33 protein-coding genes, 1 tRNA gene and 1 riboswitch are annotated in these 26,501 nt (G+C 60.9%); of the genes, 32 read left to right on the forward strand and 2 right to left on the reverse strand.

Annotated features, from left to right (window positions below; all coding sequences use genetic code 11):
- The first annotated feature begins 36 nt into the window (after positions 1-36).
- From BM269_RS30025 to BM269_RS27880, 5 genes are all read left to right on the forward strand, one after another.
- Entirely contained in the window at positions 37-171 is a 135-nt protein-coding gene (locus BM269_RS30025) for a hypothetical protein (RefSeq protein ID WP_255372318.1), read from the forward strand.
- Positions 172-202: 31 nt separating this feature from the next.
- Entirely contained in the window at positions 203-964 is a 762-nt protein-coding gene (locus tag BM269_RS27865) for a GIN domain-containing protein (RefSeq protein ID WP_090445496.1), read from the forward strand.
- Positions 965-1,007: 43 nt separating this feature from the next.
- On the forward strand, positions 1,008-1,625 hold the full coding sequence (locus tag BM269_RS27870; RefSeq protein WP_090445499.1) for a tetratricopeptide repeat protein: 618 nt from the start codon (positions 1,008-1,010) through the stop codon (positions 1,623-1,625).
- 51 nt (positions 1,626-1,676) lie between these two features.
- A riboswitch (yybP-ykoY riboswitch) is annotated at positions 1,677-1,851 on the forward strand.
- 6 nt (positions 1,852-1,857) lie between these two features.
- Positions 1,858-2,436: a TMEM165/GDT1 family protein gene (locus BM269_RS27875; RefSeq protein WP_090445502.1), complete on the forward strand. Its 579-nt coding sequence runs from the start codon at positions 1,858-1,860 to the stop codon at positions 2,434-2,436.
- A gap of 39 nt (positions 2,437-2,475) precedes the next feature.
- A complete protein-coding gene (locus tag BM269_RS27880) occupies positions 2,476-3,456 on the forward strand; it encodes an NAD(P)H-quinone oxidoreductase (RefSeq protein ID WP_090445570.1) in 981 nt (326 codons plus the stop codon).
- 11 nt (positions 3,457-3,467) lie between these two features.
- Here BM269_RS27880 and BM269_RS27885 read toward each other — a convergent pair whose 3' ends face one another.
- Entirely contained in the window at positions 3,468-3,890 is a 423-nt protein-coding gene (locus tag BM269_RS27885; protein ID WP_090445505.1) for a hypothetical protein, read from the reverse strand.
- Positions 3,891-3,903: 13 nt separating this feature from the next.
- Positions 3,904-4,290, reverse strand: a complete 387-nt coding sequence (locus tag BM269_RS27890) for a hypothetical protein (RefSeq protein WP_090445508.1) — start codon at positions 4,288-4,290, stop codon at positions 3,904-3,906.
- A 75-nt stretch (positions 4,291-4,365) separates the two neighbouring features.
- On the opposite strand from BM269_RS27890, the gene tpiA reads away from it, so the two are divergent.
- The 27 genes from tpiA (at position 4,366) to BM269_RS28025 (ending at position 26,252) form a co-directional block, all read left to right on the forward strand.
- Positions 4,366-5,112: a triose-phosphate isomerase gene (gene tpiA, locus BM269_RS27895; RefSeq protein ID WP_090445511.1), complete on the forward strand. Its 747-nt coding sequence runs from the start codon at positions 4,366-4,368 to the stop codon at positions 5,110-5,112.
- A gap of 30 nt (positions 5,113-5,142) precedes the next feature.
- On the forward strand, positions 5,143-5,601 hold the full coding sequence (gene secG / locus BM269_RS27900) for a preprotein translocase subunit SecG (protein ID WP_090445514.1): 459 nt from the start codon (positions 5,143-5,145) through the stop codon (positions 5,599-5,601).
- A gap of 95 nt (positions 5,602-5,696) precedes the next feature.
- A tRNA-Leu gene (locus tag BM269_RS27905) sits at positions 5,697-5,781 on the forward strand.
- Between the two features lie 141 nt (positions 5,782-5,922).
- Positions 5,923-6,282, forward strand: a complete 360-nt coding sequence (locus BM269_RS27910; RefSeq protein WP_028104279.1) for an NADH-quinone oxidoreductase subunit A — start codon at positions 5,923-5,925, stop codon at positions 6,280-6,282.
- Between the two features lie 3 nt (positions 6,283-6,285).
- Complete coding sequence (locus BM269_RS27915) at positions 6,286-6,762, forward strand: NuoB/complex I 20 kDa subunit family protein (RefSeq protein ID WP_028104278.1); 477 nt, start codon at positions 6,286-6,288, stop codon at positions 6,760-6,762.
- A gap of 6 nt (positions 6,763-6,768) precedes the next feature.
- A complete protein-coding gene (locus tag BM269_RS27920) occupies positions 6,769-7,359 on the forward strand; it encodes an NADH-quinone oxidoreductase subunit C (protein WP_090445516.1) in 591 nt (196 codons plus the stop codon).
- 3 nt (positions 7,360-7,362) lie between these two features.
- Complete coding sequence (locus tag BM269_RS27925; protein WP_090445519.1) at positions 7,363-8,616, forward strand: NADH-quinone oxidoreductase subunit D; 1,254 nt, start codon at positions 7,363-7,365, stop codon at positions 8,614-8,616.
- A 9-nt stretch (positions 8,617-8,625) separates the two neighbouring features.
- Positions 8,626-9,105: an NADH-quinone oxidoreductase subunit NuoE gene (nuoE, locus tag BM269_RS27930; RefSeq protein ID WP_090445522.1), complete on the forward strand. Its 480-nt coding sequence runs from the start codon at positions 8,626-8,628 to the stop codon at positions 9,103-9,105.
- Complete coding sequence (nuoF, locus tag BM269_RS27935; RefSeq protein WP_028104274.1) at positions 9,102-10,400, forward strand: NADH-quinone oxidoreductase subunit NuoF; 1,299 nt, start codon at positions 9,102-9,104, stop codon at positions 10,398-10,400. Before nuoE ends, nuoF begins: the two co-directional genes overlap by 4 nt.
- A gap of 12 nt (positions 10,401-10,412) precedes the next feature.
- Complete coding sequence (gene nuoG, locus BM269_RS27940; RefSeq protein WP_090445524.1) at positions 10,413-12,743, forward strand: NADH-quinone oxidoreductase subunit NuoG; 2,331 nt, start codon at positions 10,413-10,415, stop codon at positions 12,741-12,743.
- Positions 12,743-13,825 (forward strand): NADH-quinone oxidoreductase subunit NuoH, encoded by a 1,083-nt coding sequence (gene nuoH / locus BM269_RS27945; RefSeq protein WP_090445527.1) that lies wholly within the window; start codon positions 12,743-12,745, stop codon positions 13,823-13,825. The genes nuoG and nuoH overlap by 1 nt, the downstream gene beginning before the upstream one ends.
- Before the next feature lie 15 nt (positions 13,826-13,840).
- The gene (nuoI, locus tag BM269_RS27950; RefSeq protein WP_090445529.1) at positions 13,841-14,329 is read left to right on the forward strand and encodes an NADH-quinone oxidoreductase subunit NuoI; all 489 of its coding nucleotides are present in this window, start codon (positions 13,841-13,843) and stop codon (positions 14,327-14,329) included.
- Between the two features lie 17 nt (positions 14,330-14,346).
- The gene (locus tag BM269_RS27955) at positions 14,347-14,979 is read left to right on the forward strand and encodes an NADH-quinone oxidoreductase subunit J (RefSeq protein WP_090445532.1); all 633 of its coding nucleotides are present in this window, start codon (positions 14,347-14,349) and stop codon (positions 14,977-14,979) included.
- Positions 14,976-15,278: an NADH-quinone oxidoreductase subunit NuoK gene (gene nuoK / locus BM269_RS27960; protein ID WP_057259369.1), complete on the forward strand. Its 303-nt coding sequence runs from the start codon at positions 14,976-14,978 to the stop codon at positions 15,276-15,278. Before BM269_RS27955 ends, nuoK begins: the two co-directional genes overlap by 4 nt.
- A gap of 32 nt (positions 15,279-15,310) precedes the next feature.
- A complete protein-coding gene (nuoL, locus tag BM269_RS27965; RefSeq protein ID WP_090445534.1) occupies positions 15,311-17,359 on the forward strand; it encodes an NADH-quinone oxidoreductase subunit L in 2,049 nt (682 codons plus the stop codon).
- 24 nt (positions 17,360-17,383) lie between these two features.
- Complete coding sequence (locus BM269_RS27970; RefSeq protein WP_090445537.1) at positions 17,384-18,895, forward strand: NADH-quinone oxidoreductase subunit M; 1,512 nt, start codon at positions 17,384-17,386, stop codon at positions 18,893-18,895.
- A 22-nt stretch (positions 18,896-18,917) separates the two neighbouring features.
- The gene (nuoN, locus tag BM269_RS27975; RefSeq protein ID WP_090445538.1) at positions 18,918-20,405 is read left to right on the forward strand and encodes an NADH-quinone oxidoreductase subunit NuoN; all 1,488 of its coding nucleotides are present in this window, start codon (positions 18,918-18,920) and stop codon (positions 20,403-20,405) included.
- Positions 20,406-20,408: 3 nt separating this feature from the next.
- Positions 20,409-20,714: a DUF2818 family protein gene (locus BM269_RS27980; RefSeq protein WP_090445541.1), complete on the forward strand. Its 306-nt coding sequence runs from the start codon at positions 20,409-20,411 to the stop codon at positions 20,712-20,714.
- Between the two features lie 63 nt (positions 20,715-20,777).
- Complete coding sequence (locus BM269_RS27985) at positions 20,778-21,335, forward strand: NUDIX domain-containing protein (RefSeq protein ID WP_090445544.1); 558 nt, start codon at positions 20,778-20,780, stop codon at positions 21,333-21,335.
- 4 nt (positions 21,336-21,339) lie between these two features.
- Positions 21,340-22,047 carry a hypothetical protein gene (locus BM269_RS27990; RefSeq protein ID WP_090445547.1) on the forward strand — a complete coding sequence of 236 codons (708 nt, stop codon included), beginning with the start codon at positions 21,340-21,342 and terminating at the stop codon, positions 22,045-22,047.
- The gene (gene ispD, locus BM269_RS27995; RefSeq protein WP_090445550.1) at positions 22,044-22,727 is read left to right on the forward strand and encodes a 2-C-methyl-D-erythritol 4-phosphate cytidylyltransferase; all 684 of its coding nucleotides are present in this window, start codon (positions 22,044-22,046) and stop codon (positions 22,725-22,727) included. The genes BM269_RS27990 and ispD overlap by 4 nt, the downstream gene beginning before the upstream one ends.
- The gene (ispF, locus tag BM269_RS28000; protein WP_090445553.1) at positions 22,724-23,221 is read left to right on the forward strand and encodes a 2-C-methyl-D-erythritol 2,4-cyclodiphosphate synthase; all 498 of its coding nucleotides are present in this window, start codon (positions 22,724-22,726) and stop codon (positions 23,219-23,221) included. The genes ispD and ispF overlap by 4 nt, the downstream gene beginning before the upstream one ends.
- A gap of 4 nt (positions 23,222-23,225) precedes the next feature.
- On the forward strand, positions 23,226-24,164 hold the full coding sequence (locus tag BM269_RS28005; RefSeq protein WP_090445556.1) for a cupin-like domain-containing protein: 939 nt from the start codon (positions 23,226-23,228) through the stop codon (positions 24,162-24,164).
- Between the two features lie 102 nt (positions 24,165-24,266).
- Entirely contained in the window at positions 24,267-24,530 is a 264-nt protein-coding gene (locus tag BM269_RS28010; protein ID WP_090445558.1) for a hypothetical protein, read from the forward strand.
- A 99-nt stretch (positions 24,531-24,629) separates the two neighbouring features.
- Positions 24,630-24,983 carry a hypothetical protein gene (locus BM269_RS28015; RefSeq protein WP_090445561.1) on the forward strand — a complete coding sequence of 118 codons (354 nt, stop codon included), beginning with the start codon at positions 24,630-24,632 and terminating at the stop codon, positions 24,981-24,983.
- Between the two features lie 105 nt (positions 24,984-25,088).
- Positions 25,089-25,274 carry a hypothetical protein gene (locus BM269_RS28020; protein ID WP_090445564.1) on the forward strand — a complete coding sequence of 62 codons (186 nt, stop codon included), beginning with the start codon at positions 25,089-25,091 and terminating at the stop codon, positions 25,272-25,274.
- 777 nt (positions 25,275-26,051) lie between these two features.
- Positions 26,052-26,252 carry a hypothetical protein gene (locus BM269_RS28025; RefSeq protein WP_090445567.1) on the forward strand — a complete coding sequence of 67 codons (201 nt, stop codon included), beginning with the start codon at positions 26,052-26,054 and terminating at the stop codon, positions 26,250-26,252.
- Positions 26,253-26,501 lie beyond the last annotated feature (249 nt).

Here is a 26,501-nt window from a genome sequence, read left to right on the forward strand (position 1 = left end):
AAACCATCGAAAAACCAGTCATTTCGGGAGTGCAAAATGAAAATCGCTAAAAACATGGAAGCCATCTTCCTGGCCGCCCTTATTATCCTTGGTGGTATTAATATTGCAACCAACGTCGTCACCGGCGCGCTCCCGGAACTGCCTTTCGTCCTCACGGCAGCCAACCTGTAACAATGCGCTGATGACTTACCAAGGATACGAGATGAAGAAACCATTCCAGATTGGCTGGCTGTTCACCGCGCTGTGTCTGTTGCTGGGCCTGGCCCGTGCCGACGACACGACGACGGAAACACGGCCCATCGATGCGCGCGTGGTGCGCGTCAAGCTCGACGGCGTGATCGACCTCAAGCTGCGCCGCGGCGACACGCCGGCGCTCAACATCACCACCGACAAGCGCTACGTCAACAAGGTGACGGCGGTGCAGACCGGCGACACGCTGTACCTCGATACGGAAAGCCGCGGCGTCAAGCTGAAGTCTTCGGCGGTGAAGGTAGAGCTGGTGCTGCCGCAATTGCGGGAACTGGTGTCGGAAGGCGTGGGCAGCACGGAGGTGAGTGGCTTCAGCGGCGAGAATATCGACCTCACCCTGGATGGTGCGGGCAGCATGAAGGTGGTCTGCGACTACAAGAAGCTGAAGGCCAACCTGGGCGGCGTGGGCAGCATGCATGTGTGGGTGACGGAGAACGAAAACGTCGACCTGGACCTGCAGGGGGCGGGCTACATCACCATCGGCGGCCGCAGCAAGAACCTGAAAGCCACGCTGGGTGGCCTGGGCGGCTTGAATGCGCAGCAGTTCAAGGCGGAGGACGTGAGCCTGGATTTGAGCGGCTTGGGCAACGCGACCATCAACGCGTCCAACAACGCCAACCTGAATTTGAGCGGGCTCGGTTCGGTGACCGTGTACGGCAAGCCTACGACCCGCAACGTGAGCGTGGATGGCCTGGGCAAGGTGAGCTGGAAGTAAGAGACATTCTGCAGTGCATAAAAAGAGATAAATCTAAAGCACCATGAAAAAACTACGAGGCGTGTTAATCGCGCTCGGCATCGCACTTGGGCTACAGGCCAGTGCGCATGCCGGGTTCGCGGAAGGGGCCACGGCGTATAACAACAAGAATTATGCGCTGGCCTACAAGGAGATCCTGCCGCTGGCCAAGGCGGGCAATACGGATGCCGAGCATTTGCTTGGCTTGATGTATTACATGGGCCGTGGCGTGCCGCAGGATTACAAGCAGGCGCTGACCTGGCATCGCAAGGCTGCCACCAAGGGCAAGGCGGATGCGCAGTATGTGGTCGGTGCCATGTATTACACCGGCAATGCGGTGATCCAGGACCATAAGGAGGCGGTGACCTGGTTCCGCAAGGCGGCCGAGCAGGGGCACCCGGATGCGCAGCAGGTGCTTGGCCTGATGTACCGGTATCACATTGGCGGCATGCCGCAGGATAACGTGATTGCTTATATGTTGTGGAACCTGGCCGCGGCTGGCGGGTCTGCCAATGCGGCGGAGCAGCGGGCGGCGGTAGCGCGCGGAATGACCCAGGAGCAGATCGAGGAAGGGCAGGCGTTGTCGTCGGCCTGGCGGCGGGGGACGGCGTTGCCGCGCTCGTCGCGCACTGGGGGCGGCTGAAACCGGCAAACGGGGGGGGCTGACCCCGTTTGCCGGTTTCGGGTTACAATCCCGCCCGTCATTGGGGAGTAGCTTCTCCTCCACCTGCGGAGGAGGCATATGTCAACACACTTGGCCCACAGGCCATGGCATATGCGGTCCCATACTTGGCAAGACCTTTGACCACAGCGCCGCCGATTTAGGCCGGGGGCGTGCTGTGGTCATTCGTCCGTGCCCGGCCTGGATTAATACAATGGAATCCCTCCTCATCTCAACCGGCGTCGTCGCCCTGGCCGAAATCGGCGATAAGACCCAGCTGCTGGCCTTCCTGCTGGCGGCCCGTTTCAAGAAGCCGCTGCCGATCATCGCCGGCATCTTTATCGCCACCATCTTCAACCATGGCCTGGCCGGTGCGCTGGGCGCTTGGATCACCTCTTTGCTGACACCGGAAGTGCTGCGCTGGGTGCTGGGCCTGTCTTTCCTCGGCATGGCTGCCTGGACCCTGGTGCCGGACCAGATCGAGGACGATGAAGCCACCATCGCCAGCCGCTTCGGTGTGTTCGGCGCCACCCTGGTGACTTTCTTCCTGGCCGAGATGGGCGACAAGACCCAGGTCGCCACGGTGGCCATGGCCGCCCACTATCCCGACCCGCTGATGGTGGTGGCCGGCACCACGCTCGGCATGCTGGTCGCCGACGTGCCGGCCGTCTTTGCAGGCGACAAGCTGGCCGCGAAAATCCCCCTCAAGCTGGTGCACGGCATCGCTGCCGCCATGTTCGCTGGGCTGGGCCTGGCGACCCTGCTTGGCATGGGCGCACGCTTCGGCCTGTAAGCGCTACAATCGCCTCTTTCCCAGGGAGGTGCTGCCATGATGCGTGCGATCGAAATCCAGAAACCCGGCGCGGCCGATGTGCTGCGTTTATGCGAGCGCCCGCTGCCCGTGGCGAGGGAGGGCGAGCTGCGCATCCGCGTGCACGCGGCCGGCATCAACCGGCCGGACGTGTTCCAGCGCATGGGCAGCTATGCTCCGCCGCCGGGCGCCACCGATATCCCCGGCCTGGAAGTGGCGGGCGAGATCGTCGATGGCGACCTCGCGGCAGGCGGCTTCAAGATCGGCGACATGGTATGTGCGCTGGTGCAGGGCGGCGGCTATGCCGAATACGTGACCGCGCCGGTGGAGCAGGTGCTGCCGGTGCCGCGCGGCCTGTCGCCATTGGAGGCGGCCTCGCTGCCCGAGACTTTCTTCACCGTCTGGAGCAATGTGTTCGACCGCGCTGGGCTCGGCAAGGGCGAGACCCTGCTGGTGCAAGGCGGAACCTCGGGCATCGGCGTGACGGCGATCCAGCTGGCGCGGGCGCTGGGCCATCGCGTGTTTGCCACGGCTGGCAGCGACGAGAAGGCGAGGGCGTGCGAAGCCCTGGGCGCGGCGCGCGGCATCAATTACCGTACCGAGGATTTCGCCGCTGTGGTGCGCGAGCTGACCGGTGATATCGGGGTCGACGTGATCCTGGACATGGTGGGCGGCGATTACCTGCCGCGCGAAATCAGCTGCCTGGCCGATGACGGACGCATCGCCATCATCGCGCTGCTGGGCGGCGCCAAGGGCATGCTGGACATGGGCCAGGTGCTGAAACGCCGCCTGACCATCACCGGTTCGACCCTGCGCCCGCGCTCGGTGGCCTTCAAAGGCGCCATCGCGCGCCAGTTGCGCGAAAAAGCATGGCCCTTGATCGAAGCGGGCGACATCAAGCCCGTCATCTACGAAAGCTTCCCGCTGGAGCAGGCGGCACAGGCCCACGCGCTGATGGAAAGCAGCCACCATGTGGGCAAGATCATGCTGCAAGTGCTTTAGTCCGGCATCCGCTATTTGGCGGGCGGCTTTTTCTTCGTGAAGCGGCTGGCGACAAACGCGACGAAGGCCGCTCCCCAGCCGAAGCCACCCAGCACGATCACCAGGACCACCGCGCCGACGCCAGCTGCCGCCGCGGCAGGTGCGCCCGCCGAAGTGGCGCTCTTGCCGGCGATGAGCCCAAACAGGGCTATGATCGCAACGACAGGAATCAGGATGAGCGGGACGATGATGCTGCGCAGGAAGCGGTGGACAGTCTGCCTCGCGCCGTCGCTGCGCATGCCGTAATAGGTGAGCGCCGGCCATCCGGCCAGGAAAACCAGCGCACCCAGTTCGCCGTTTTTTCCGATCAGTCCCACGATGAGGGCCGCTAGCAGGGCCTGGATGAGGGCCAGCACGGCACTTAACAGGAAGTGCCCGATTTTTTTCATCAGCATGTCTCGCAACCTATCAATTGGTGGCCCAGGCAAGCGCTGCGGCCAATAAGCCCAGGCAAACCGTGCTGGCGGCGACGATGCTCATCAAGAGCCAATAGGCGCCGCCGGCATAGCCGCCCGGCAGCTTGATCATGCCGAACATGGCGGCGGTGGCGGCCAGCGGCAGCAGGAGCAGGGCGGCGACCAGGTATTGGCGGAACTCGCGCTTGCCCTCGCCATGGCGGCGCGCGATGCAAAGCTGGGCCAGCATTGTCCAGGCAAGGAGCAGGGTGCAGGCTGTCGCCAGCAGTGCCAGGCTGCCGGCTTCGTTGTCAAAGGCCAACGGTATGGTGCCGGCCATGATCGAGAGCGGCAGTGCCAGGGCGAAGCCAAAAGAGATGTCAAAAATATTATTTTTCATAGGGCGCGGAGTCTAGCGTTTGACCCGACTTTGGGGCGCACGCTACAATTACGGGTTATTAAAAATTAAGCTACTATGCGCCGCAAACTCGTCATCGGTAACTGGAAAATGAACGGCAGCCGTGCCGCCAACACTACCCTGTTGGCTGGCATCAAGGCTGGCCTGGGTGACGCAAGGGCCGATACCGCGGTCTGCGTCCCAGCCCCGTATCTGGCACAATGTCAGGCTGAACTCACCGGCAGCGCGATTGCCTGGGGTTCGCAGGATGTGTCCGCCCACGCTGCGGGCGCCTACACGGGTGAGATCTCGGCAGCGATGCTGCAGGACTTCGGCAGCAAATTCGCCATCGTCGGCCACTCCGAGCGCCGCTCCTATCACAAGGAGAGCAGCGCCCTGGTGGCGCAGAAGGCGCTGGCCGCCGTGAATGCCGGCCTGGTGCCGGTGGTGTGCGTCGGCGAAACGCTGGAACAGCGCGAAGCCGGCAAGACCGCCGACGTGGTGGGTGAACAGCTGGATGCGGTACTGGAGGTGCTGGGCGCCGGGCAGTTGGCAAAGATTGTGCTGGCGTACGAGCCCGTCTGGGCAATCGGCACCGGCAAGACCGCCACCCCGGACATGGCGCAGGAAGTGCACGCACTGCTGCGCGCCCGGGTGGCACAGAAGGATGCGGCATCGGCCGCCGGCATGCAGATCCTGTATGGCGGCAGCATGAAGCCGGAAAACGCCAAGGAGCTGTTGGCCCAGCCGGATATCGACGGCGGCCTGATTGGCGGTGCGGCACTGAAGGCGGCGGATTTCCTCGCCATCATCGCTGCTGCATAAGCAGGGCAATTTTATTAATTAAGGAATAGCATGAACACTTTGTTCAATCTGGTTATCGTAGTACAGGTCATTTCCGCGGTGGCGATCATCGGCCTGGTATTGCTGCAGCATGGTAAGGGCGCCGATATGGGTGCGGCCTTCGGTTCGGGTGCTTCCGGCAGCCTGTTCGGCGCCTCCGGCTCCTCCAACTTCCTGTCCAAGTCGACCGCCCTGGCGGCAGCGATTTTCTTCGGCGCCACCCTGGGCCTGTCGGTCCTGGCCAGCAAGGGCAACGTTTCGGCCGGTGCCGGCGTGATGGATAACGTCAAGGCGCCAGCGGCAGCCCCTGCGCCGGTCGGCGGCGCGGCAGCGATCCCTTCCGCTGCCCCGGCCCCTGCGCCTGCTGCCCCGGCCGCTGCAACCCCGGCTCCTGTTGAGGCTCCGGCGGCTTCCGCGCCAGCTGCGTCGGCGCCTGCCGCGGCCGCGCCGGCGGCGTCGCCGGCGAAGTAAAACTGGCAACTTTGAACTTTTTGCCGTTTTTCTTCTTGATTATGCGCAATGTGCATTAACAAAGCGACGATCACAGTGTAGAATAGCGGCCTATTGCCGACGTGGTGAAATTGGTAGACACGCTATCTTGAGGGGGTAGTGGCGCAAGCTGTACGAGTTCGAGTCTCGTCGTCGGCACCAAAAAAGATCAAAAGCCAGCAGGTCGTTTGAATCATAGATTCAGGGCTTAGCTGGTTTTTTTACGAGGATGTGTCGTTTGATCCTGGTCTCAGTAGCAAGTGATTGGGGTCGAGCGTATTTCAACTAAGCTGCTTACCCATCGTGAACCTCGAAAATTACTTCCCCGTCCTGTTGTTCCTTCTCGTCGGCATTGGTGTCGGCGTAGTCCCGCAAGTGCTCGGCCATATCCTTGGCCCGAACAAGCCCGATGCGGCCAAGCTTTCCCCATTCGAGTGCGGCTTCGAAGCTTTCGAAGACGCGCGCATGAAATTCGACGTGCGTTACTACCTCGTCGCAATTCTGTTCATTCTGTTCGACCTTGAAACTGCATTCTTCTTCCCATGGGGCGTCTCCATGCGTGAACTGGGCTGGCAGGGTTACGTGACGATGATGGTGTTCATCGCCGAATTCGTGGTCGGTTTTTGGTATATCTGGAAGAAAGGTGCCCTTGATTGGGAATAAGCCATGTCTATTGAAGGCGTATTTAACGAAGGCTTCATCACCACTACCTTTGACACGGTAATCAACTGGGCGCGTACGGGGTCGATGTACCCGATGACGTTCGGTCTGGCTTGCTGTGCGGTGGAGATGATGCATGCTGGTGCTGCCCGTTACGACCTGGAGCGTTTCGGTTTCATGTTCCGTCCGTCGCCACGTCAGTCCGACGTGATGATCGTGGCAGGCACCCTGTGCAACAAGATGGCCCCTGCGCTGCGCAAGGTCTATGACCAGATGCCGGATCCGCGCTGGGTGATCTCGATGGGTTCCTGCGCCAACGGCGGCGGCTACTACCACTACTCGTACTCCGTGGTGCGCGGCTGCGACCGTATCGTGCCGGTCGACGTGTACGTGCCGGGCTGCCCGCCGACTGCAGAAGCCCTGCTGTACGGCATCCTGCAGCTGCATAACAAGATCAAGAAGACCAACACGATCGCGCGGTAAGACCTTATGAACACACATCTGCAAACACTGGTCTCCGCCCTCGAGCAAAAGCTGGGCGAGCGGGCCTCCATCGTCGTCGCGCTGGGCGAAGTGACGATTACAGTCAAATCTGGGGACTACTACCAGGTAATGCAAGAGCTGCGCGACGACGCAGCTTTGCGTTTTGATACGCTGATCGACTTGTGCGGCGTTGACTACTCGACCTACGGTGAAGGCACCTGGGACGGCCTGCGTTTCGCGGCCGTGACCCACCTGCTGTCCGTGGAAAAGAACTGGCGCCTGCGCGTGCGCGTGTTCGCGCCGGACGAAGACTTGCCTATCGTGGCCTCCGTGACCACGATCTGGCGCGCCGCCAACTGGTTCGAGCGCGAAGCGTTCGACCTGTTCGGCATTATTTTCGAAGGCCACAACGACCTGCGCCGCATCCTGACCGACTACGGTTTCATCGGCCACCCATTCCGCAAGGACTTCCCGGTGTCGGGCTACGTTGAAATGCGCTATGACCAGGAGCAGAAGCGCGTCGTCTACCAGCCTGTGACCATCGAGCCGCGCGAAAACGTGCCGCGCGTGATCCGCGAAGAAAACTACGGGAAGTAAGAAATGGCTGAAATTAAGAATTACACCCTGAACTTTGGTCCGCAGCACCCTGCGGCGCACGGCGTGCTGCGCCTGGTGCTGGAGCTGGACGGTGAGGTGATCCAGCGCGCCGACCCGCATATCGGCCTGCTGCACCGCGCCACCGAAAAGCTGGCCGAGCAGAAGACCTACCTGCAATCCGTGCCGTACATGGACCGTCTGGACTACGTGTCCATGATGTCCAACGAACACGCCTACGTGATGGCGATCGAGAAGCTGCTGGGTCTGGACGTGCCGATCCGCGCGCAGTACATCCGCGTGATGTTCGACGAAATCACCCGCCTGCTGAACCACCTGCTGTGGCTGGGCGCGCACGCGCTGGACGTGGGCGCCATGGGCCCGTTCCTGTACGCGTTCCGCGACCGCGAAGACCTGATGGATTGCTACGAGGCCGTGTCCGGCGCGCGTATGCACGCGGCGTACTACCGCCCGGGCGGCGTGTACCGCGACCTGCCGGACGCCATGCCGCAGTACAAGGCATCGCTGATCCGCAACGCCAAAGCGCTGGCCGAGCGTAACGAAAACCGCCAGGGCTCCCTGCTGGATTTCGTGGAAGACTTCACCAAGCGTTTCCCGACCTATGTCGACGAATACGAAACCCTGCTGACCGACAACCGTATCTGGAAACAGCGTACCGTCGGCGTGGGCGTGGTGTCGCCGGAAGATGCGAAGGCCATGGGCTTCACCGGCGCCATGCTGCGCGGCTCGGGCATCGCCTGGGACGTGCGCAAGAAGCAGCCGTACGAAGTCTATGACAAGATGGACTTCGACATCCCGATCGGCACCAACGGCGACTGCTATGACCGTTACCTGGTGCGTATCGAAGAGATGCGCCAGTCGAACAAGATCATCAAGCAGTGCGTGGCATGGCTGAAAGCCAATCCGGGTCCTGTCATGACCAGCAACCGCAAGGTCGCGCCGCCCAACCGCGTGGACATGAAGACCAATATGGAATCGCTGATCCACCACTTCAAGCTGTTTACCGAAGGCTTCCACGTGCCGCCGGGCGAAGCGTACAGCGCGGTGGAACACCCGAAAGGCGAATTCGGCATCTACCTGATCTCCGATGGCGCCAACAAGCCATACCGTATGAAGATCCGCGCACCGGGCTTTGCCCACCTGCAGGGTCTGGACGAAATGTCGCGCGGCCACATGATTGCCGACGCCGTGACCATCATCGGTACCCAGGACATCGTTTTCGGTGAAATCGACCGCTAAGGGCAAGAAATGCTGTTATCCCAAGAATGCTATAAAAAAATCGACCGCGAGTTGGCCAAGTATCCGGCCGACCAGCGCCAGTCGGCCGTGATGGCCTCGCTGGCCCACGCCCAGGTTGAACTGGGCTGGCTGTCGCCACAAACCATGAAGGAAATCGCGGACTACATCCGCATGCCGGCCATCGCCGTGCAGGAAGTCGCGACTTTCTACAATATGTACAACCTGAAGCCGGTCGGCAAGCACAAGATCACCGTGTGCACCAACCTGCCATGCGCACTGTCGGGCGGCGTGAAAGCTGCCGAGCACCTGAAGGCCAAGCTGGGCATCGACTTCCGCGGCACCACCGAAGACGGTGCGTTCACGCTGATGGAAGGGGAGTGCATGGGGGCCTGCGGCGACGCGCCGGTACTGCTGGTCAATAACCACCGCATGTGTTCCCACATGAGCAACGACAAACTGGACGCCCTCGTGGAGGAGCTCAAGAAATGACTTCCCTGCACGACCGTCACATCAATCCGCTGATCCTGAAGGATCTGAACGGCGACAACTGGCACCTGGCCGACTACGTCAAACGCGGTGGTTACTCCGCGCTGCGCCGCATCATCGAAGAAAAAATCGCGCCGGAAGCGATCATCGCCGACCTGAAGACCTCCGGCCTGCGCGGCCGCGGCGGTGCGGGTTTCCCGACCGGCCTGAAATGGTCCTTCATGCCGCGCCAGTTCCCTGGCCAGAAGTACCTGGTCTGCAACACCGACGAAGGCGAACCGGGTACCTTCAAGGACCGCGACATCATCCGCTACAATCCGCACTCGCTGATCGAAGGCATGGCCATCGGCGCGTATGCGATGGGCATCACCGTGGGCTACAACTACATCCACGGCGAGATCTTCCAGGATTACCTGCGCTTTGAAGAAGCGCTGGAAGAGGCGCGCGCCGCCGGCTTCCTGGGCGACAAGATCATGGGTTCGGACTTCAGCTTCCAGCTGCACGCCCACCATGGCTACGGTGCCTACATCTGCGGCGAAGAAACCGCGCTGCTCGAATCGCTGGAAGGCAAAAAAGGCCAGCCGCGCTTCAAGCCGCCGTTCCCGGCCTCGTTCGGCCTGTACGGCAAGCCGACCACCATCAACAACACCGAGACTTTCGCGGCCGTTCCGTTCATCCTGAACATCGGCGCCGAGAACTACCTCGGCCTGGGCAAGCCTAACAACGGCGGCACCAAGATCTTCTCGATCTCGGGCGACGTCGAGCGTCCAGGCAATTACGAAGTCCCGCTGGGCACCCCGTTCGCCAAGCTGATGGAGCTGGCCGGCGGTATGCGCGGCGGCAAGAAGATCAAGGCCGTGATCCCCGGCGGTTCGTCCGCTCCGGTGATCCGCGGCGAGATCATGATGCAGACTGACCTCGATTACGATTCGATCGCCAAAGCCGGCTCCATGCTCGGTTCGGGCGCCGTGATCGTGATGGACGAGACGCGCTGCATGGTGAAGGCCCTGGAACGCCTGTCCTACTTCTACTTTGAAGAGTCGTGCGGCCAGTGCACCCCGTGCCGTGAAGGCACCGGCTGGATGTACCGCATGATCCACCGTATCGAAAACGGCCAAGGCCGTCCGAGCGACCTGGACATGCTGAACTCCATCGCCGACAACATCCAGGGCCGCACCATCTGCGCGCTGGGCGATGCTGCCGCCATGCCGGTACGCGCCTTCGTCAAGCAGTTCCGCGAAGAATTTGAATATCACGTCGAACATAAGCACTGTCTGGTGCCTGTTTCGGCTTACTAAGCTGCGATTATCATGGTTGAAATCGAAATTGACGGCAAAAAGGTAGAAGTCCCTGCGGGTAGCATGGTGATGGACGCCGCCAACAAGTTGGGCACCTACATCCCGCACTTCTGCTATCACAAGAAATTGTCGATCGCGGCAAACTGCCGTATGTGCCTGGTCGAAGTGGAGAAGGCGCCGAAGCCTTTGCCAGCATGCGCCACGCCGGTATCGGCTGGCATGATTGTGAAGTCCGCCTCCGACAAGGCTGTGCAGGCACAGAAGTCGGTGATGGAATTCCTGCTGATTAACCACCCGCTGGATTGCCCAATCTGCGACCAGGGCGGTGAGTGCCAGCTGCAGGACTTGGCCGTAGGTTACGGCAAGATGGAGTCCCGCTACGAGGAAGAAAAGCGCGTGGTGCCGCCGAAGGCCGGCAGCGCGCTGGTGGCGATGGAAGAAATGTCGCGTTGCATCCACTGCACCCGTTGCGTGCGCTTTGGCCAGGAAGTGGCCGGCGTGATGGAACTGGGCATGCTGGGCCGCGGCGAGCATTCCGAGATCACCACCTTCGTCGGCGAAGCGGTGAGCTCCGAGATGTCGGGCAATATGATCGACCTGTGCCCGGTCGGCGCGCTGACCTCGCGTCCGTTCCGCTACAGCGCCCGTACCTGGGAACTGTCGCGCCGCAAATCGGTCTCCCCGCACGATTCCACCGGCGCCAACCTGATCGTGCAAGTGAAGCAGGGCTCCGTGAAGCGCGTGCTGCCGTTCGAGAACGACGACGTCAACGAGTGCTGGATTTCCGACAAAGACCGCTACTCCTACGAAGCGCTGGAAAGCGCCGAGCGCCTGACCAAGCCGATGCTGAAGCAGGGCGGCGAGTGGAAGGAAGTTGAATGGCAAGTCGCGCTGGAATACGTGGCGCACGGCCTGAAGAACATCAAGCACGAACACGGTGCGGATGCGCTGGCTGCCTACGGCACCGCGCATTCCACCGTGGAAGAACTGGCCCTGCTGAAGAAACTGATGCACGGCGTGGGTTCGGAGCACGTGGACTTCCGCCTGCGCCAATCCGACTTCGCGCTGGACGGCGAAGTGAAGCCATGGCTGGGCATGCCGATCGCCGAACTGAGCGCGCTGCAGCGCGTGTTCGTGATCGGTTCCTTCCTGCGCAAGGACCACCCGCTGTTCGCCACCCGCATCCGCGCGGCCGTGAAGGCCGGCGGCAAGCTGTCCGTGCTGCACGCTGCCGATACCGAAAACCTGATCACCACCGCCAACAAGATCATCGCTGCGCCGACCGACTGGCTGGCCGCGTTGTCCGGCGTGGTTGCCGCCGTGGCGAAAGCCAAGGGCGTGGCCGCTCCGGCCGGCTTTGAAGGCGTGGTGGCTTCGGCCAACGCCGATGCGATCGCCGAATCCCTGCTGGGCGGCGAGCGCAAGGCGGTGTTCCTGGGTAACGCCGCCGTGGCGCATCCGGAAGCGTCGAAGCTGCACGCAGCGGCGCAGTGGATCGCCGAACAGACCGGCGCCAAGCTGGGGGTCCTGACCGAGGCGGCCAACACCGTTGGCGGCTACCTGGTTGGCGCCACCGCGAAGAGCGCTGCGCCGGCCTTCTCCGTGCAGAAGAAAGCCTATGTGCTGCTGAACGCCGAGCCGGAACTGGACGCTGCCAACCCGCAAGCTGCCAAGGCCGCGCTGAACGCCGCCGACATGGTGGTGGCGATGTCGGCCTTCAAGCACGGCATGGATTATGCCGACGTGCTGCTGCCGGTCGCGCCGTTCGCCGAGACTTCCGGCTCCTTCGTCAATGCCGAAGGCCGCCTGCAGTCTTTCAACGGCACCGTCAAGCCGATGGGCGACGCCCGTCCGGCCTGGAAAGTGCTGCGCGTACTGGGCAACATCCTGGGTCTGGGCGGCTTCGACTACGAAACGTCGGAATCGATCCGCGACGAACTGTTCGAAAAAGGCGTGTCCGACCTGTCGGCCAAGCTGTCGAACGTGTCGCGCAAGGCAGCAGTTGCCGGCGTGCCGTTCACCGCAACCGGCTTGCAGCGCCTGGCCGACGTGCCGATCTACTTCGCTGACGCCATGGCGCGCCGTTCCGGCCCGCTGCAGGCGACCACCGATGCTGCCGCGCCTAAAGCGCACCTGTCCACTGCCACCGCGCAGCAGATCGGCGTGAAAGCCGGCGACAAGGTCGAAGTGAAGCAGGGCTCCGGCTTTGCGATCCTGGAAGCCATCATCGACGCCGGCCTGCCAGCGAACGTGGTGCGCGTGTCCGCCGCACACGCATCGACCTCGATGCTGGGCGCGATGTTCGGTGAGATCACCGTTGCTAAAGCAGGGGAGGGCAAGTAATGGCTCTGCCAGAAATGATTGATTCGATTAAAGTGATGGGCGAGGCCAACCTCGGCACCTTCTGGCCGTTCGTCTGGACCATGGCCAAGATCCTGTGCGTGACCCTGCCCCTGATGGGCCTGGTTGCCTACCTGACCCTGTGGGAGCGCAAGCTGCTGGGCTGGATCCAGATCCGTATCGGCCCCAACCGCGTGGGCCCGAACGGCCTGCTGCAGCCGATCGCCGACGCGCTGAAACTGCTGTTCAAAGAGATCATCGTCCCGACCAAGTCGAACAAGTCCCTGTTCTTCATCGGTCCGGTGATGACCATCATGCCGGCGCTGGCATGCTGGGCGGTGGTGCCGTTCGCCCCGGGCGCCGCCCTGGCCGACGTCAACGCCGGCCTGCTGCTGATCATGGCGATCGCCTCGATGGAGGTGTACGGCATCATCATCGCCGGCTGGTCCGCCAACTCGAAGTACTCCTTCATGGGCGCGATGCGTGCATCGGCACAGATGGTGTCCTACGAAATCGCGATGGGCTTCGCCCTGGTGATCGTGCTGATGGTTTCCGGTTCGCTGAACCTGTCGGAAATCGTCGCCGGCCAGCAGAAGGGCACCATGGCTGCCATGGGCCTCAGCTTCCTGTCCTGGAACTGGCTGCCGCTGCTGCCGATCTTCGTGGTGTACCTGATTTCCGGCCTGGCAGAATGTAACCGTCACCCGTTCGACGTGGTGGAGGGCGAGTCCGAGATCGTCGGCGGCCACATGGTTGAATACGGCGGCATGGCCTATGCCATGTTCTTCCTGGCGGAATACGCCAACATGATCCTGATCTCGCTGCTGGCGTCGATCATGTTCCTGGGCGGCTGGGCTGCTCCGATCGCAGCGCTGGATATCGGCGGCGTGTTCGGTGGCTTCTTCTGGTTGTTCATCAAGACCTTCTTCATCGTGTCGCTGTTCATCTGGACCCGCGGAACGTTCCCACGTTATCGCTACGACCAGATCATGCGTTTGGGCTGGAAAGTGTTCATCCCACTGACCCTGGCTTACCTGGTCTTCGTGGCGACCTGGATGCAGACCTCCTGGAATATTTGGAAGTAAGAGAGCGAATACAGAATGGACCGATTGAAAGATTTCTTCGGCAGCTTCTTGCTGACCGAGCTGTTCAAGGGGATGGCGCTGACGGGCAAATACATGTTTGCCAAGAAGATTACCGTCCAGTTCCCTGAAGAGAAAACCCCGATCTCGCCGCGTTTCCGCGGCCTGCACGCCCTGCGCCGTTACCCGAACGGCGAAGAGCGCTGCATCGCCTGCAAACTGTGCGAAGCAGTGTGCCCGGCGATGGCGATCACCATCGAGTCGGAGCAGCGTGACGACGGCAGCCGCCGTACCACCCGCTACGACATCGACCTGACCAAGTGCATCTTCTGCGGCTTCTGCGAAGAATCCTGCCCGGTGGACTCGATTGTCGAGACCCACGTACTGGAATACCACGGCGAAAAACGCGGTGACCTGTACTACACCAAAGAGATGCTGCTGGCCGTAGGCGACCGCTATGAAGCGGACATCGCGGCTAACCGCGCGGCCGATGCCAAGTACCGCTGATCGCCGAGGCTAATCATATGAACTTCACTTCTATTTTGTTCTACGTGTTCGCCGCCATCCTGGTGCTGGCGTCGCTGCGCGTCATTACGGCTCGCAACCCGGTGCAAGCTGCCTTGTTCCTGGTGCTGGCCTTCTTCCAGGCGGCCGGCATCTGGATGCTGCTGAAAGCCGAATTCCTGTCCATCGTGCTGGTGCTGGTGTACGTCGGCGCCGTGATGGTGCTGTTCCTGTTCGTCGTGATGATGATCGACATCGACCTCGACAAGCTGCGCGCCGGCTTCTGGAATTACCTGCCGCTGGCGGCGATTGTCGGTGGCGTGATCGTGATCGAGATGTCGGCTGTCATCTGGCGCGCCTTCCCGGGCACCGGTACCGCCGTGCCCGAGGCAGCCAACAGCATCGGCCAGACCAAGGCGCTGGGCCTGAAGATCTACACCGAGTACATCTACGCGTTTGAAATCGCGGCCGTGGTGCTGCTGGTGGCAATCGTTGCCGCCGTGGCCCTGACCCTGCGCAAGCGCAAAGACACCAAGGCTATCGACCCGGGCCTAGCCGTCCGCGTCAAGCGTAATGACCGCCTGAAGATCGTGAAGATGGACGCCACCGTCCACGCTCCGGTCGCCCCGGCGGAAACGAAGGAGGCACCATGACTTTATCCTCGGTACTGATCCTGGGCGCGATCCTGTTCGCGATCTCGATCGTCGGTATTTTCCTGAACCGCAAGAACGTCATCGTCCTGCTGATGGCCATCGAACTGATGCTGCTGGCAGTGAACATGAACTTCATCGCGTTCTCGCACTACCTGGGCGACGCGGCCGGGCAGATCTTTGTCTTCTTCATCCTGACCGTGGCGGCTGCCGAATCGGCAATCGGCCTCGCGATCCTGGTGGTGATGTTCCGTAACCTGGACACCATCAACGTGGAAGACCTGGACAGCCTCAAAGGCTAAGTTAAAACCTCGAAAAATAGATAAGGTAAATCATGACGGGGCAACTTAACCCAACCCTCCTTCTGGCCGTTCCGCTGGCGCCATTGGCAGGTTCCGCAATCGCGGGCCTGCTGGGCACCAAGTTCTTCGGCAATGTCGTCGGCCGCAAGGTGTCGCATACCGCGACCATCCTGGGCGTGCTGATCGCCTTCCTGATCTCGTTCCAGACCCTGCTGCAGGTGATGGATGGCGCCACCTACAACGCGGACGTGTACCGCTGGATGACCGTGGCCGGCGTCAAGCTGGCGGTCGGCTTCCAGATCGACACGCTGACCGCGATGATGATGAACGTGGTGACGTTCGTGTCGCTGATGGTGCACATCTACACCATCGGCTACATGGCTGAAGACGAAGGCTACAACCGCTTCTTCTCCTACATCTCGCTGTTCACCTTCTCGATGCTGATGCTGGTGATGTCGAACAACTTCCTGCAGCTGTTCTTCGGCTGGGAAGCTGTCGGCCTGGTGTCCTACCTGCTGATCGGCTTCTGGTACACCCGCCCGACCGCCATCTTCGCCAACATGAAGGCCTTCCTGGTCAACCGCGTGGGCGACTTCGGCTTCATCCTGGGCATTGGCCTGATCCTGGCCTACACCGGTTCCATGGACTACCAGGAAGTGTTCGCCAAGAAGGATGCGCTGATCAACGGCACCCTGCCGGGCACCGACTGGATGCTGATCTCGGTTGCCTGTATTTGCCTGTTCATCGGCGCGATGGGCAAGTCGGCGCAGTTCCCGCTGCACGTCTGGCTGCCGGATTCGATGGAAGGCCCGACCCCGATCTCGGCGCTGATTCACGCGGCAACCATGGTTACCGCCGGCATCTTCATGGTGACCCGCATGTCGCCGCTGTTCGAAATGTCGGACGCTGCGCTGTCGTTCATCCTGGTGATCGGTTCGATTACCGCGCTGTTCATGGGCTTCATGGGCATCATCCAGAACGACATCAAGCGCGTGGTGGCCTACTCGACCCTGTCGCAGCTGGGCTACATGACCGTGGCACTGGGCGCCTCCGCTTACTCGGTGGCCGTGTTCCACCTGATGACCCACGCGTTCTTCAAGGCCCTGCTGTTCCTGGGCGCCGGCGCTGTCATCATGGCGATGCACCACGACCAGGACATCCGCAATATGGGCGGCCTGAAGAAGTACCTGAAGATCATCTGGATCACCTCGCTGCTGGGCTCCCTGGCGCTGATCGGTACCCCGTTCTTCTCCGGCTTCTACTCGAAAGACATGATCATCGAAGCGGTGCATGCCACCCACCTGCCGGGCGCTGGCTTTGCCAACTTCGCCGTGCTGGCCGGCGTGTTCGTGACGGCGTTCTACTCCTTCCGTATGTACTTCGTCGTGTTCCACGGCCCGGAGAACTTCGGCAAGGAACACCACCACGCGCACGATTCGCACCACGCTGACGAAGGCGAGGAAGACGACCACGGCCACCACGGCCTGGCCCCGGGCGAGAAGCCGCATTCGCCAGGCCTGGTAGTGACGCTGCCGCTGATCCTGCTGGCTATCCCGTCGGTCATCATCGGCGCGATCGCGATCGAACCTATGCTGTTCGGCAGCTTCTTCAAGGACGTGATCTTCGTCGGCGAGAACCACCACGCGATGCACGAACTGGCGGAAGAATTCCACGGCCCGGTTGCCATGGCAATCCATTCCCTGACCACGCTGCCGCTGTGGCTGGCGATTGCAGGCGTGGCTTCGGCTTACTACTGCTACATGGTCAATCCGAAGGTCCCTGCATGGTTCTACGCGAAATTCAAGTTCCTGCACACCCTGCTGGATAACAAGTACTACATGGACAAGTTCAACGAGGCTGTCTTTGCCCGCGGCGCACGCCTGCTGGGCGAGGGCCTGTGGGCAGCGGGCGACCGCGCCATCATCGATGGCCTGCTGGTGAACGGTTCGGCGAAAGTGGTGGGCTGGTTCTCCAGCATCACCAAGGTGTTCCAGACCGGCTACATCTATCACTACGCCTTCGTGATGATCATCGGTATCCTGGGCTTCCTGGTGTACTTCCTGCCGTTTTGGCACGCTTAACAGCTGACGCAAAAGAGATAACAAATGCAGTCAACGATTAATACTCTACCTCCTTACCTCAGCCTGTCGATCTGGGTTCCGATCGTCTTCGGCCTGATCGTACTGGCCATCGGCCGCGATACGCGTGCCGGCATGGTGCGCGTGCTGGCGCTGGTAGGCGCCCTGGTATCCCTGGTGCCGACCATCCCGCTGATGACGCAGTTCGACAACGTGGCCCACGGCATGCAGTTCGTCGAGAAGTCGGCCTGGATCGACCGCTTCAACATCTTCTACTCGCTGGGCATCGACGGCCTGTCGATGTGGTTCATTCCGCTGACCGCCTTCATCACGGTCATCGTGGTGATCTCGGCCTGGGAAGTGATCACCGAGCGCGTGGCGCAGTACATGGGCGCGTTCCTGATCCTGTCGGGCCTGATGATCGGCGTGTTCGCCGCCATGGACGGCCTGCTGTTCTACTTCTTCTTCGAAGCGACCCTGATCCCGATGTACATCATCATCGGCGTGTGGGGTGGTGCCAACCGCATCTACGCAGCGTTCAAGTTCTTCCTGTACACCTTCTTCGGCTCGCTGCTGACGCTGGTTGCCATCATCTACCTGTACAACAAGTCGGGTAGCTTCAGCATCCTGGACTGGCACAAGCTGCCGCTGACCATGGGTGAGCAGATCGCGATCTTCTTCGCCTTCTTCATGGCGTTCGCCGTGAAGGTGCCGATGTTCCCGGTCCACACCTGGCTGCCGGACGTCCACGTGGAAGCGCCGACCGGCGGCTCCGCCGTGCTGGCCGCGATCATGCTGAAACTGGGTGCTTACGGCTTCCTGCGTTTCTCCCTGCCGATCGTGCCTGACGCTTCGCACAAGCTGGCGCCGTTCGTCATCGTGCTGTCGCTGATCGCCGTGATCTACATCGGCCTGGTGGCCCTGGTGCAGAAAGACATGAAGAAACTGGTGGCGTATTCGTCCATCGCGCACATGGGCTTCGTGACCCTGGGCTTCTTCATGTTCAACGACATGGCAGTGCAGGGCGGTATCGTGCAGATGGTGTCGCACGGCTTCATCTCCGGCGCGATGTTCCTGTGCATCGGCGTGCTGTACGACCGCATGCACTCGCGCCAGATCGCCGACTACGGTGGCGTGGTGAACAAGATGCCAAAGTTCGCCGCATTGTTCATCCTGTTCTCGATGGCCAACTGCGGCCTGCCAGCCACCTCCGGCTTCGTGGGCGAGTTCATGGTGATCCTGGGCGCGGTGCAGTTCAACTTCGTGACCGGCATCCTGGCCGCTACCGCCCTGATCTTCGGCGCGGCTTACTCCCTGTGGATGGCCAAGCGCGTGATCTTCGGCGCCATCACCAACCCGCACGTGGAAGAGCTGACCGACGTTAACAACCGCGAGTTCCTGATGCTGGGCATCCTGGCGATCGCTGTGCTGGTGATGGGTCTGTACCCGGCGCCGTTCACGGACGTGATGCAGGTTTCCGTGGCCGACCTGCTGGCGCATGCCGCTCAAAGCAAGCTGCCAGCCGTCGTGGCCCCTTGATTGCAAATAGGACCAAGTTTTCATGAATACCACTAACCTGATCCCGCTCTACGCAGAAGTCTTTCTGCTGATCGCCGCTTCGGCGATCCTGCTGATCGACATGTTCCTGGACCAGAGCAAACGTGCGATCACTTACATGCTGACGCTGGCGACCCTGGCGGGTGCGGCCTTCTTCAGCTTTGCCGACTTCTCGGCCGGCAGCACGGTGTACGCGTTCTCGAACATGTTCATCAACGACCCGATGGGCAACCTGCTGAAACTGTTCTCCTACCTGACCACGGCGATGACGCTGGTGTATGCGCGCCAGTATTCCACCGACCGCGGCATGTTGGGCGGCAACCTGGGCGGCGAGTTCTACGTCCTGGCGCTGTTCTCCATGCTGGGCCAGATGGTGATGATCTCGGCAAACAATTTCCTGACCATCTACCTGGGCCTGGAACTGATGTCGCTGTCGCTGTACGCCCTGGTGGCCCTGCGCCGCGACGATGCCCGCGCGACCGAAGCAGCGATGAAGTACTTCATCCTGGGTGCATTGGCTTCCGGCTTCCTGCTGTATGGCATGTCGATGCTGTACGGCGCGACCGGCTCGCTGGATATCTCCCGTGTGGCGGCCGTCATCGGCTCGGGCACCGTCGACAAGTCGATCCTGGTATTCGGCCTGGTGTTCGTCGTGGCTGGCCTGGCCTTCAAACTCGGCGCGGTGCCATTCCATATGTGGGTACCGGACGTCTACCAGGGTGCGCCTACCGGCGTGACCCTGCTGCTGGGCGGTGCACCGAAGCTGGCGACCTTCGCCATCTGCGTGCGCCTGCTGGTGGAAGGCATGCTGCCAATGGCATTCGACTGGCAGCAGATGCTGATGATCCTGGCCGTGCTGTCGCTGGCGATCGGTAACTTGACCGCCATCGCACAGACCAACTTGAAGCGCATGCTGGCTTACTCCACCATCGCGCAGATGGGCTTCGTGCTGCTGGGCCTGATGGCTGGCGTGGTTGGCGGCCACGATACCGCCAATGCTGCCGCTGCCTACTCGGCTGCCATGTACTACTCGATCACCTACGTGCTGACCACGGTCGGTTCGTTCGGCCTGATCATGCTGCTGGCGCGCCAGGGCTTCGAAGCGGAAGAAATCGACGACTTCAAGGGCCTGTCCAAGCGCAGCCCGGCCTACGCGCTGCTGATGTCCGTGCTGATGTTCTCGCTGGCCGGCGTGCCGCCGATGATGGGCTTCGCCGCCAAGTTCGCGGTGCTGCAATCGGTGCTGGCTACCGGCGCTGTGTGGCTGACCGTGTTCGCCGTGATGTTCTCGCTGGTGGGCGCGTTCTACTACATCCGCATCGTGAAAGTCATGTGGTTCGACGAGCCAGCCGACAACGCACCGCTGTCCGTCACCAGCGACAAGGGCATTGTGCTGGCACTGAACGGCTTGGCCGTCGTGGTGCTGGGCATGATTCCAGGTCCGCTGCTGAATGCCTGCATGGCGGCCATGCAGAAGACCCTGGCTTCCTGATAGATGGACGTCAATGCATCATCCTGGCTGGTCATCCTGCTTGCAGTGGTGGCCGCCAACCTGCCTTTTCTGAACGAGAAGGTATTTGCCCTGGTTCCGCTGAAAGCCGCGCGCAAGCCATTCCTGGTGCGGTTGGCGGAACTGGCAATGCTGTATGTCGTCGTAGGCGGCATCGGCATCGCGCTCGAATCCCGCATCGGCACCGCGTTTCCACAGAACTGGGAGTTCTACTGGGTCGCGGCTTTCGCTTTCCTGGTGTTTGCTTTTCCTGGCTTCGTGGTACGCTACCTGCGTAAACACCACGAATAAACCGGTAGACCAGGGTCTGGCCCGCAGGGGCAGACCCTGGTCTACCGGTTTAAAAAGCAAACCATGGACAACCACCTAAAAGAAACCAAAATAGACGGCAGCATCGCCTACGACGGCGGCTTCCTCAAAGTCCACCGCGACACGGTCAGCCTGCCCGACGGCAAGCACACCAAGCGCGAATACATCCGCCACCCCGGCGCCGTAGTGATTATTCCCGTGCTGGATAACGGCAAGGTCCTGCTGGAACGCCAGTACCGCTACCCGAACGACCGCGTCTTCATCGAACTCCCGGCCGGCAAGATCGACCCGGGCGAAGACCCGCTGGCATGCGCCATGCGCGAGCTGGAAGAAGAAACAGGCTACACCGCCAGCGACTGGCAATTCGTCAGCACCATCCACAATGCCATCGCCTATTCGGACGAGCACCTGGACATCTACCTGGCACGCGGCCTGACCGCCGGCGAAGTAAAGCTGGATGATGGGGAGTTCATCGAAACGATCACCGTCAGCGTCGACGAAATGCTGGACTGGGTCCGTGGCGGCAAAATCACCGACGTCAAAACCGTGATCGGTGCCTTCTGGCTCGACAAGCTGCGTGCCGGCGCCTGGAAGCTGGACTGAATCCATGAACGGTTCGCGCAGCCTGTTGCTGGTTGGCGCCCTCGCGGCAAACCAGGCGCAGGCGGCGCAAGTGCAGCGTACCCCATTTCAGATCCGCTGCGAGGACACGATCAGCAAGACAGTCTCGGTACTGTCGGCGCGCCAGAACGGCTACACCGTCAACACCCAGCTCTCGTACAGGCAGCTCTCGGCCATGCGCACCGAGAAGATGCCGGCCACCGGTTATGTGCTGGGCCTGACCCGCACCGAGTCGCGCGTGCAGATCGGCCTCGACGGCCCGATGCTCATGGATCCCGCCAGTGGCTACGAATGCGTGGCGCCACAGATCAAGGTGCAGTTGACGTACGCCCCGGTGCGCATCTACGTCGGCAACGAGTTCCCGCCCGGGACTTGCGGCTACGCCGAAATCCTGACGCACGAACTGCGGCACATGAACGCTTATATGGATCACCTGGTCAAGGTCGAGGAAGTCGTGCGCACAGCACTGGCGCGGCGTTTCGAAGCCAAGCCGTTGTACGCTCCAGCCGGCACCGCACGCTCGGCGCTGGCGCACGAAATCGACAGCGGTTGGCTGCCCTATATCAAGGCCGAAATGGCGAAAGTGGAGGTGCGGCAGGCATTGATCGATTCGCCGGCTGAATATGCCCGTTTGAGCAAGGCATGCAACGGCGAGATACAAACCATTTTGAGGAAGTCACGTAACAAAAAATGAAGCGATATTTCGCACTGATTCCCGCCGCCGGTGTCGGCGCACGCATGGCGGCCGCCAGCCCCAAGCAGTATCTGCCGATCAATGGCGTGCCGATGCTGCAGCACACGCTGGACGCATTCCGCCAAAGCGAGTTGATCGCACACACCTTCGTGGTGGTGAGCGCCGGCGACGGCTATATCGAATCCATCACCCCCGAACTTGGCGTGACGGTCTTGCGCTGCGGCGGCGCCACGCGCATGGAGTCGATCCTGAACGGCTTGCGTGCCATGCGCGCCAGCGTGGGCGACGACGACCTGGTGCTGGTGCACGACGCCGCGCGCCCCGGTTTGACCCCCGCCATGATCGCAAAGCTGATCGCGGCAGTGGGCGACCATGAAGGCGGCGGGCTGCTTGCGCTGCCGGTGGTGGACACGGTAAAGTCCACGCGCTCGGGCACCGTGCAGACCACGCCGCGCGACGGCCTGTGGCTGGCGCAGACGCCGCAAATGTTTTCTTACGCGCTGCTGCTGCGGGCACTGGCGCTTGCGCCGGATCCGAACGCGATTACCGACGACGCCAGCGCAGTCGAGATGCTGGGCTTTTCGCCCAAGCTGGTCGAAGGCCATCCGCGCAATATGAAGGTGACGCTGCCGAGCGATATCGCGATCGCAGAAATGTATTTAGGACAGGATTCAAAATGACGCACCTCCCATTCCGTATCGGCCAGGGCTACGACTCGCACCGCCTGGTTGAAGGCCGCAAACTGATACTCGGTGGCGTCGATATCCCGCACGAACGCGGCTTGCTTGGGCACTCGGATGCCGACGCGCTGCTGCACGCAATCACCGACGCGATCCTCGGCGCGGCAGCGCTAGGCGACATCGGCAAGCACTTTCCGGATACCGCCGAAGAATTCCGCGGCGCTGATTCGCGCGTGCTGCTGCGCGAGGCCGCCAAGCGCGTGCGCGCCACCGGCTACGATATCGGCAATGTAGATTGCACCATCATTGCGCAGCGCCCGAAAATGGCGCCGCATATTGCCAGCATGGCGGCCAATATCGCCGCCGACCTGGGCGTGCCGGCCGGCCATGTGAACGTGAAGGCCAAGACCAACGAGAAGCTCGGCTATCTCGGCCGCGAAGAGGGCATTAACGCGGAAGCTGTAGCGCTGCTAGTGTTGCGCCAGGGGGCGTAAGGCCATGACGTCCCGCCAGCCGCCGCGCGAACCAGCGACCGGCGCGTCGCTTGCCGCATCACGCCTGCCGCCACTGGAAGCCTCGCGCGCCGTGCCAGCCGGCGAGGCGGCCCAAGCCGCCAAAAACGAAGCGCGCGAACGCCGCGATGCCGAGATGCGCGGCGTTTCGTCGATGCAGGAAATGCGTGACGCAATCCGCGCCGTTGCCCGCACTTTACCGGCAATCGATGCCGTGCCGCGTGTTCGTCCCATGAGCGCAACCGCGTTCCGCGCCCGGGCTCGCGAAGGTTTGCCATTCCTGATTCCTGGGGCGGTTGCGCGTTGGCCGATCTGTGCGCTCGGCCCGGAGGTGTTACGCGAACGTTTCGGCGGCGTGCCGGTGCGCGCCCGGGTTGGCGACTATATCGGCACCGCATTCGCACCGGACCGCGCAATGCTCGATACCACGATGCGCGAATACCTCGACCTCGCTGAGGCAACTGAAGGCTTGCCGCCATACCTCGGCAACCTGGAGTTGCGTGAGCTGAATAGCCTGTGCCACTGGCCGACGTATTTCGAAAAGATGGGCCCGCCGCGCTTCTGGATCGGCCCCGCAGGAACGGTCACGCCGCTGCACTGCGACTTTGACGACAACATCTTCGCGCAAGTGTGGGGCAGCAAGCGAATTTTCCTGTCGCCGCCGCACCACGACGAATTCCTTTATATCCGCGAGGCGAATCCAGTCCTGTTCGGCAGCCCATTTGACCCGGAGGCGCCGGACTTCGAGCGCTACCCATTGGCGCGACAAGCCACGATGATCGAAGTGATCGTGCAGCCGGGCGACATGCTCTACGTCCCCGCCGGCTGGTATCACCAGGTGCGCGCGCTGACGTTTTCGCTGTCATCCAATCGCTGGGCGCGCGCGAAGCCATTTGCTTTGAATATTGGTCTGTTACATGGATAATTTTGTCACCAGGCGCGCTGAAGAATTACCGATCGATCTGCATATTGCGCTAAAGTCAAACGGCGACTGAAATCGGCCAGCAGCCGACGTTGGATATTTGAAATGACATACACCTTAAAGATGACCGCATACTCGCTTTTGATGCTTTTGGGCTCAGCTGCGCTTTCGTATTACAGCCTTATGCATCTGCTGAACACTCGACTTGTATTCGGTGTTTTTGTAGTCGGTTTTGCATTCGTTGGCGGTGCTGTGTGGCATTTTTTACCGTGGTCCAGGGGCTCAATGGGCCATGCCTTTTCGACTGGGATGGGCATCGGTCTGTTTGCCGCAACGGTTGTCTACTTCGTATCCAGTTATGGCGGATAACCGCATCCGGCCAACGGCCGCCGTCCGAACGGAGCCGGCCTGAGCGGCGTGTGCTACCCACCTGCATTTCAACAAATAATTTGAGCGATTGAAGAAACTTTGAGTCTCGTAGAAATTTCGAATGAACTTGCGGCGTTGTTTCCAAATGATCGGGTCACACGCGACCTGAACGAGCAACTATTTGCTGATCTGCCAGCCGGCGTAAGCCTTTCTGTCGAACTTGACGGAGCACTGTTCAAGATCCCATCAATGTGCCAGCATGAGGTCTGCACCGTCGTGCTTCAATGCGACCTGATTCCTACCTCCGTTCACGTCCGGGTCTTCTGCGCAATTGGCGGAGTCAAAGACGAGTCATGCGGAATCATCGAATCGAATATCTGCTTTGCCGTACTAAAATACAACCTAGATGGTTCGCTCTACACATATGACCTCTACTCCTCGCAGTTCTATTGACGGTGGGGTTTTGAATCCAGGTCCTGAGTGCTTGCGGCCATCAGCAGCCACCGAGACAGCGCCTGGCTAATCCAATAAGAGCACGCAAGGAAGGCGAGTGAAGAAATGTCTGACAACAAACAAGAAACGGAAGTCTTCGAAATGGCGAGCGGCGACATCAGCATCTGGGTTGACGGTGGCATCCACCTGAAGGTCAATACCCCTGGCAGGGATCCAGTTGAACTCGGCGAGCAGGAAGCATTGAAGCTGGGCGAGCTCCTGGTTCGCTTAGCAAACGAGCAGCGCGCCTAACGGCCACAAGCCGCCGGAACCAAATAACATGACATATAAACAGCTAGAATGAAAAGTGCACTAAATTCTCTCTCCACAATCCTCCTAGCTACTGTATCGGGATGCGCGTCAACGACCACGATACATGTTCCAGTCGGAATGAAAGTTGCAACTTCAGAGATGGTTGCAAGCTGCCGCTTAGTTGGTGACGTGCACGGCGTATCCAGTCTCTACGGTGTTTTTGCCGAATCAGCCCTTGCCAACGCTCGGCGACAAGCTTTTGAGCAGGCAAGACTCCTTGGCGCTAATACAGTTGTTTGGGGGCCGTTCTCTACGCCGTACGGTTCGACTTCCGTTTCTGGTAATGCATATTTTTGCTCGCCTCAACGACCAGAAACTGCTGCCCCTGGCAGCGCCAACAATTGAGCAATGATGCTTCTTTTAAGCAGCCTGGAGATTCGAATGAAATGTGTCATTTCAGTAGTCGCAGCTCTATTTCTAGTCGCTTGCGCCACCACGAGCACCGGTCCAATTGCAGCTGGCAATGATACTTTCGTAGTATCTCGCCAAGCTGGCGCATTTCCGAGCGGCCGTGAGCCGTTGCTAGCGGAGGCAATTGCTGAAGCAAATGCGAAGTGTACGGGTATGAGTAAGTCTCTAAAGCTAATATCGACTGCAGAGAATCCTGGGCCGTACGTGCTGGGAAACTATCCGAAGGCGACCGTTGTTTTCTCCTGTAACTGAACGGGGCGGCATCCGGCCAAGAGCGGACTTCGCGAATAATAGAAAGTGAAGCTGATGGAAGAGTTCGACCCGGAGTTAGGCTTCAAAGTCATGTTCCGATTTCTCGAAAAGTATTACGAGATGACCGGTGCAGATGACATTGGCACCCTTCTAGGGAGCATGAATACAAACCTGTTCGCGGATGGTCGCCCCGCAGACCCGGCGATTTGGGAAGATTGGTTGGACGCGGTGCGCGAAGTATCGAAGGTCGACTGATGTCAGCCAATAGCCGTCATTAGCCGCTGCGGGGCGGATGCGCCTGCCAGGCGAACGAGTACACTCGGCCAAGTGCGGACATTGATTTAAACGAAGGTATTGGAAACTGATATGGACCAGCGTGCGCTAGCAGGCTGCTGAAATACCGCCCCGAAGGTAAGCGTCCAGCGCGACCACATATGAAAGTTGGCAAGGCCTGGTCAAACTTCGGTTTTCACTTTGGAGAACCGGATGGCAAATCAGGAACGA

Origin of the sequence: Duganella sp. CF458 (assembly GCF_900113115.1) — a bacterium.
GTDB lineage: Bacteria > Pseudomonadota > Gammaproteobacteria > Burkholderiales > Burkholderiaceae_D > Rugamonas.

Bases quoted from the DNA above. Each gene is read 5' to 3' on its own strand.
- nuoG (WP_090445524.1), top strand. From the start codon at position 10,413: ATGGTTGAAATCGAAATTGACGGCAAAAAGGTAGAAGTCCCTGCGGGT.
- BM269_RS27880 (WP_090445570.1), top strand. From the start codon at position 2,476: ATGCGTGCGATCGAAATCCAGAAACCCGGCGCGGCCGATGTGCTGCGT.
- BM269_RS27875 (WP_090445502.1), top strand. From the start codon at position 1,858: ATGGAATCCCTCCTCATCTCAACCGGCGTCGTCGCCCTGGCCGAAATC.
- BM269_RS27885 (WP_090445505.1), bottom strand. From the start codon at position 3,890: ATGCTGATGAAAAAAATCGGGCACTTCCTGTTAAGTGCCGTGCTGGCC.
- BM269_RS27955 (WP_090445532.1), top strand. From the start codon at position 14,347: ATGAACTTCACTTCTATTTTGTTCTACGTGTTCGCCGCCATCCTGGTG.
- BM269_RS30025 (WP_255372318.1), top strand. From the start codon at position 37: ATGAAAATCGCTAAAAACATGGAAGCCATCTTCCTGGCCGCCCTTATT.
- tpiA (WP_090445511.1), top strand. From the start codon at position 4,366: ATGCGCCGCAAACTCGTCATCGGTAACTGGAAAATGAACGGCAGCCGT.
- nuoH (WP_090445527.1), top strand. From the start codon at position 12,743: ATGGCTCTGCCAGAAATGATTGATTCGATTAAAGTGATGGGCGAGGCC.
- BM269_RS27890 (WP_090445508.1), bottom strand. From the start codon at position 4,290: ATGAAAAATAATATTTTTGACATCTCTTTTGGCTTCGCCCTGGCACTG.
- BM269_RS27915 (WP_028104278.1), top strand. From the start codon at position 6,286: ATGTCTATTGAAGGCGTATTTAACGAAGGCTTCATCACCACTACCTTT.
- BM269_RS28020 (WP_090445564.1), top strand. From the start codon at position 25,089: ATGTCTGACAACAAACAAGAAACGGAAGTCTTCGAAATGGCGAGCGGC.
- BM269_RS28010 (WP_090445558.1), top strand. From the start codon at position 24,267: ATGACATACACCTTAAAGATGACCGCATACTCGCTTTTGATGCTTTTG.
- nuoL (WP_090445534.1), top strand. From the start codon at position 15,311: ATGACGGGGCAACTTAACCCAACCCTCCTTCTGGCCGTTCCGCTGGCG.
- ispF (WP_090445553.1), top strand. From the start codon at position 22,724: ATGACGCACCTCCCATTCCGTATCGGCCAGGGCTACGACTCGCACCGC.
- nuoK (WP_057259369.1), top strand. From the start codon at position 14,976: ATGACTTTATCCTCGGTACTGATCCTGGGCGCGATCCTGTTCGCGATC.
- BM269_RS27925 (WP_090445519.1), top strand. From the start codon at position 7,363: ATGGCTGAAATTAAGAATTACACCCTGAACTTTGGTCCGCAGCACCCT.
- BM269_RS28025 (WP_090445567.1), top strand. From the start codon at position 26,052: ATGGAAGAGTTCGACCCGGAGTTAGGCTTCAAAGTCATGTTCCGATTT.
- BM269_RS27865 (WP_090445496.1), top strand. From the start codon at position 203: ATGAAGAAACCATTCCAGATTGGCTGGCTGTTCACCGCGCTGTGTCTG.
- ispD (WP_090445550.1), top strand. From the start codon at position 22,044: ATGAAGCGATATTTCGCACTGATTCCCGCCGCCGGTGTCGGCGCACGC.
- BM269_RS27870 (WP_090445499.1), top strand. From the start codon at position 1,008: ATGAAAAAACTACGAGGCGTGTTAATCGCGCTCGGCATCGCACTTGGG.
- BM269_RS27980 (WP_090445541.1), top strand. From the start codon at position 20,409: ATGGACGTCAATGCATCATCCTGGCTGGTCATCCTGCTTGCAGTGGTG.
- nuoI (WP_090445529.1), top strand. From the start codon at position 13,841: ATGGACCGATTGAAAGATTTCTTCGGCAGCTTCTTGCTGACCGAGCTG.
- BM269_RS27985 (WP_090445544.1), top strand. From the start codon at position 20,778: ATGGACAACCACCTAAAAGAAACCAAAATAGACGGCAGCATCGCCTAC.
- nuoE (WP_090445522.1), top strand. From the start codon at position 8,626: ATGCTGTTATCCCAAGAATGCTATAAAAAAATCGACCGCGAGTTGGCC.
- BM269_RS27970 (WP_090445537.1), top strand. From the start codon at position 17,384: ATGCAGTCAACGATTAATACTCTACCTCCTTACCTCAGCCTGTCGATC.
- nuoF (WP_028104274.1), top strand. From the start codon at position 9,102: ATGACTTCCCTGCACGACCGTCACATCAATCCGCTGATCCTGAAGGAT.
- secG (WP_090445514.1), top strand. From the start codon at position 5,143: ATGAACACTTTGTTCAATCTGGTTATCGTAGTACAGGTCATTTCCGCG.
- nuoN (WP_090445538.1), top strand. From the start codon at position 18,918: ATGAATACCACTAACCTGATCCCGCTCTACGCAGAAGTCTTTCTGCTG.
- BM269_RS27920 (WP_090445516.1), top strand. From the start codon at position 6,769: ATGAACACACATCTGCAAACACTGGTCTCCGCCCTCGAGCAAAAGCTG.
- BM269_RS28005 (WP_090445556.1), top strand. From the start codon at position 23,226: ATGACGTCCCGCCAGCCGCCGCGCGAACCAGCGACCGGCGCGTCGCTT.
- BM269_RS27990 (WP_090445547.1), top strand. From the start codon at position 21,340: ATGAACGGTTCGCGCAGCCTGTTGCTGGTTGGCGCCCTCGCGGCAAAC.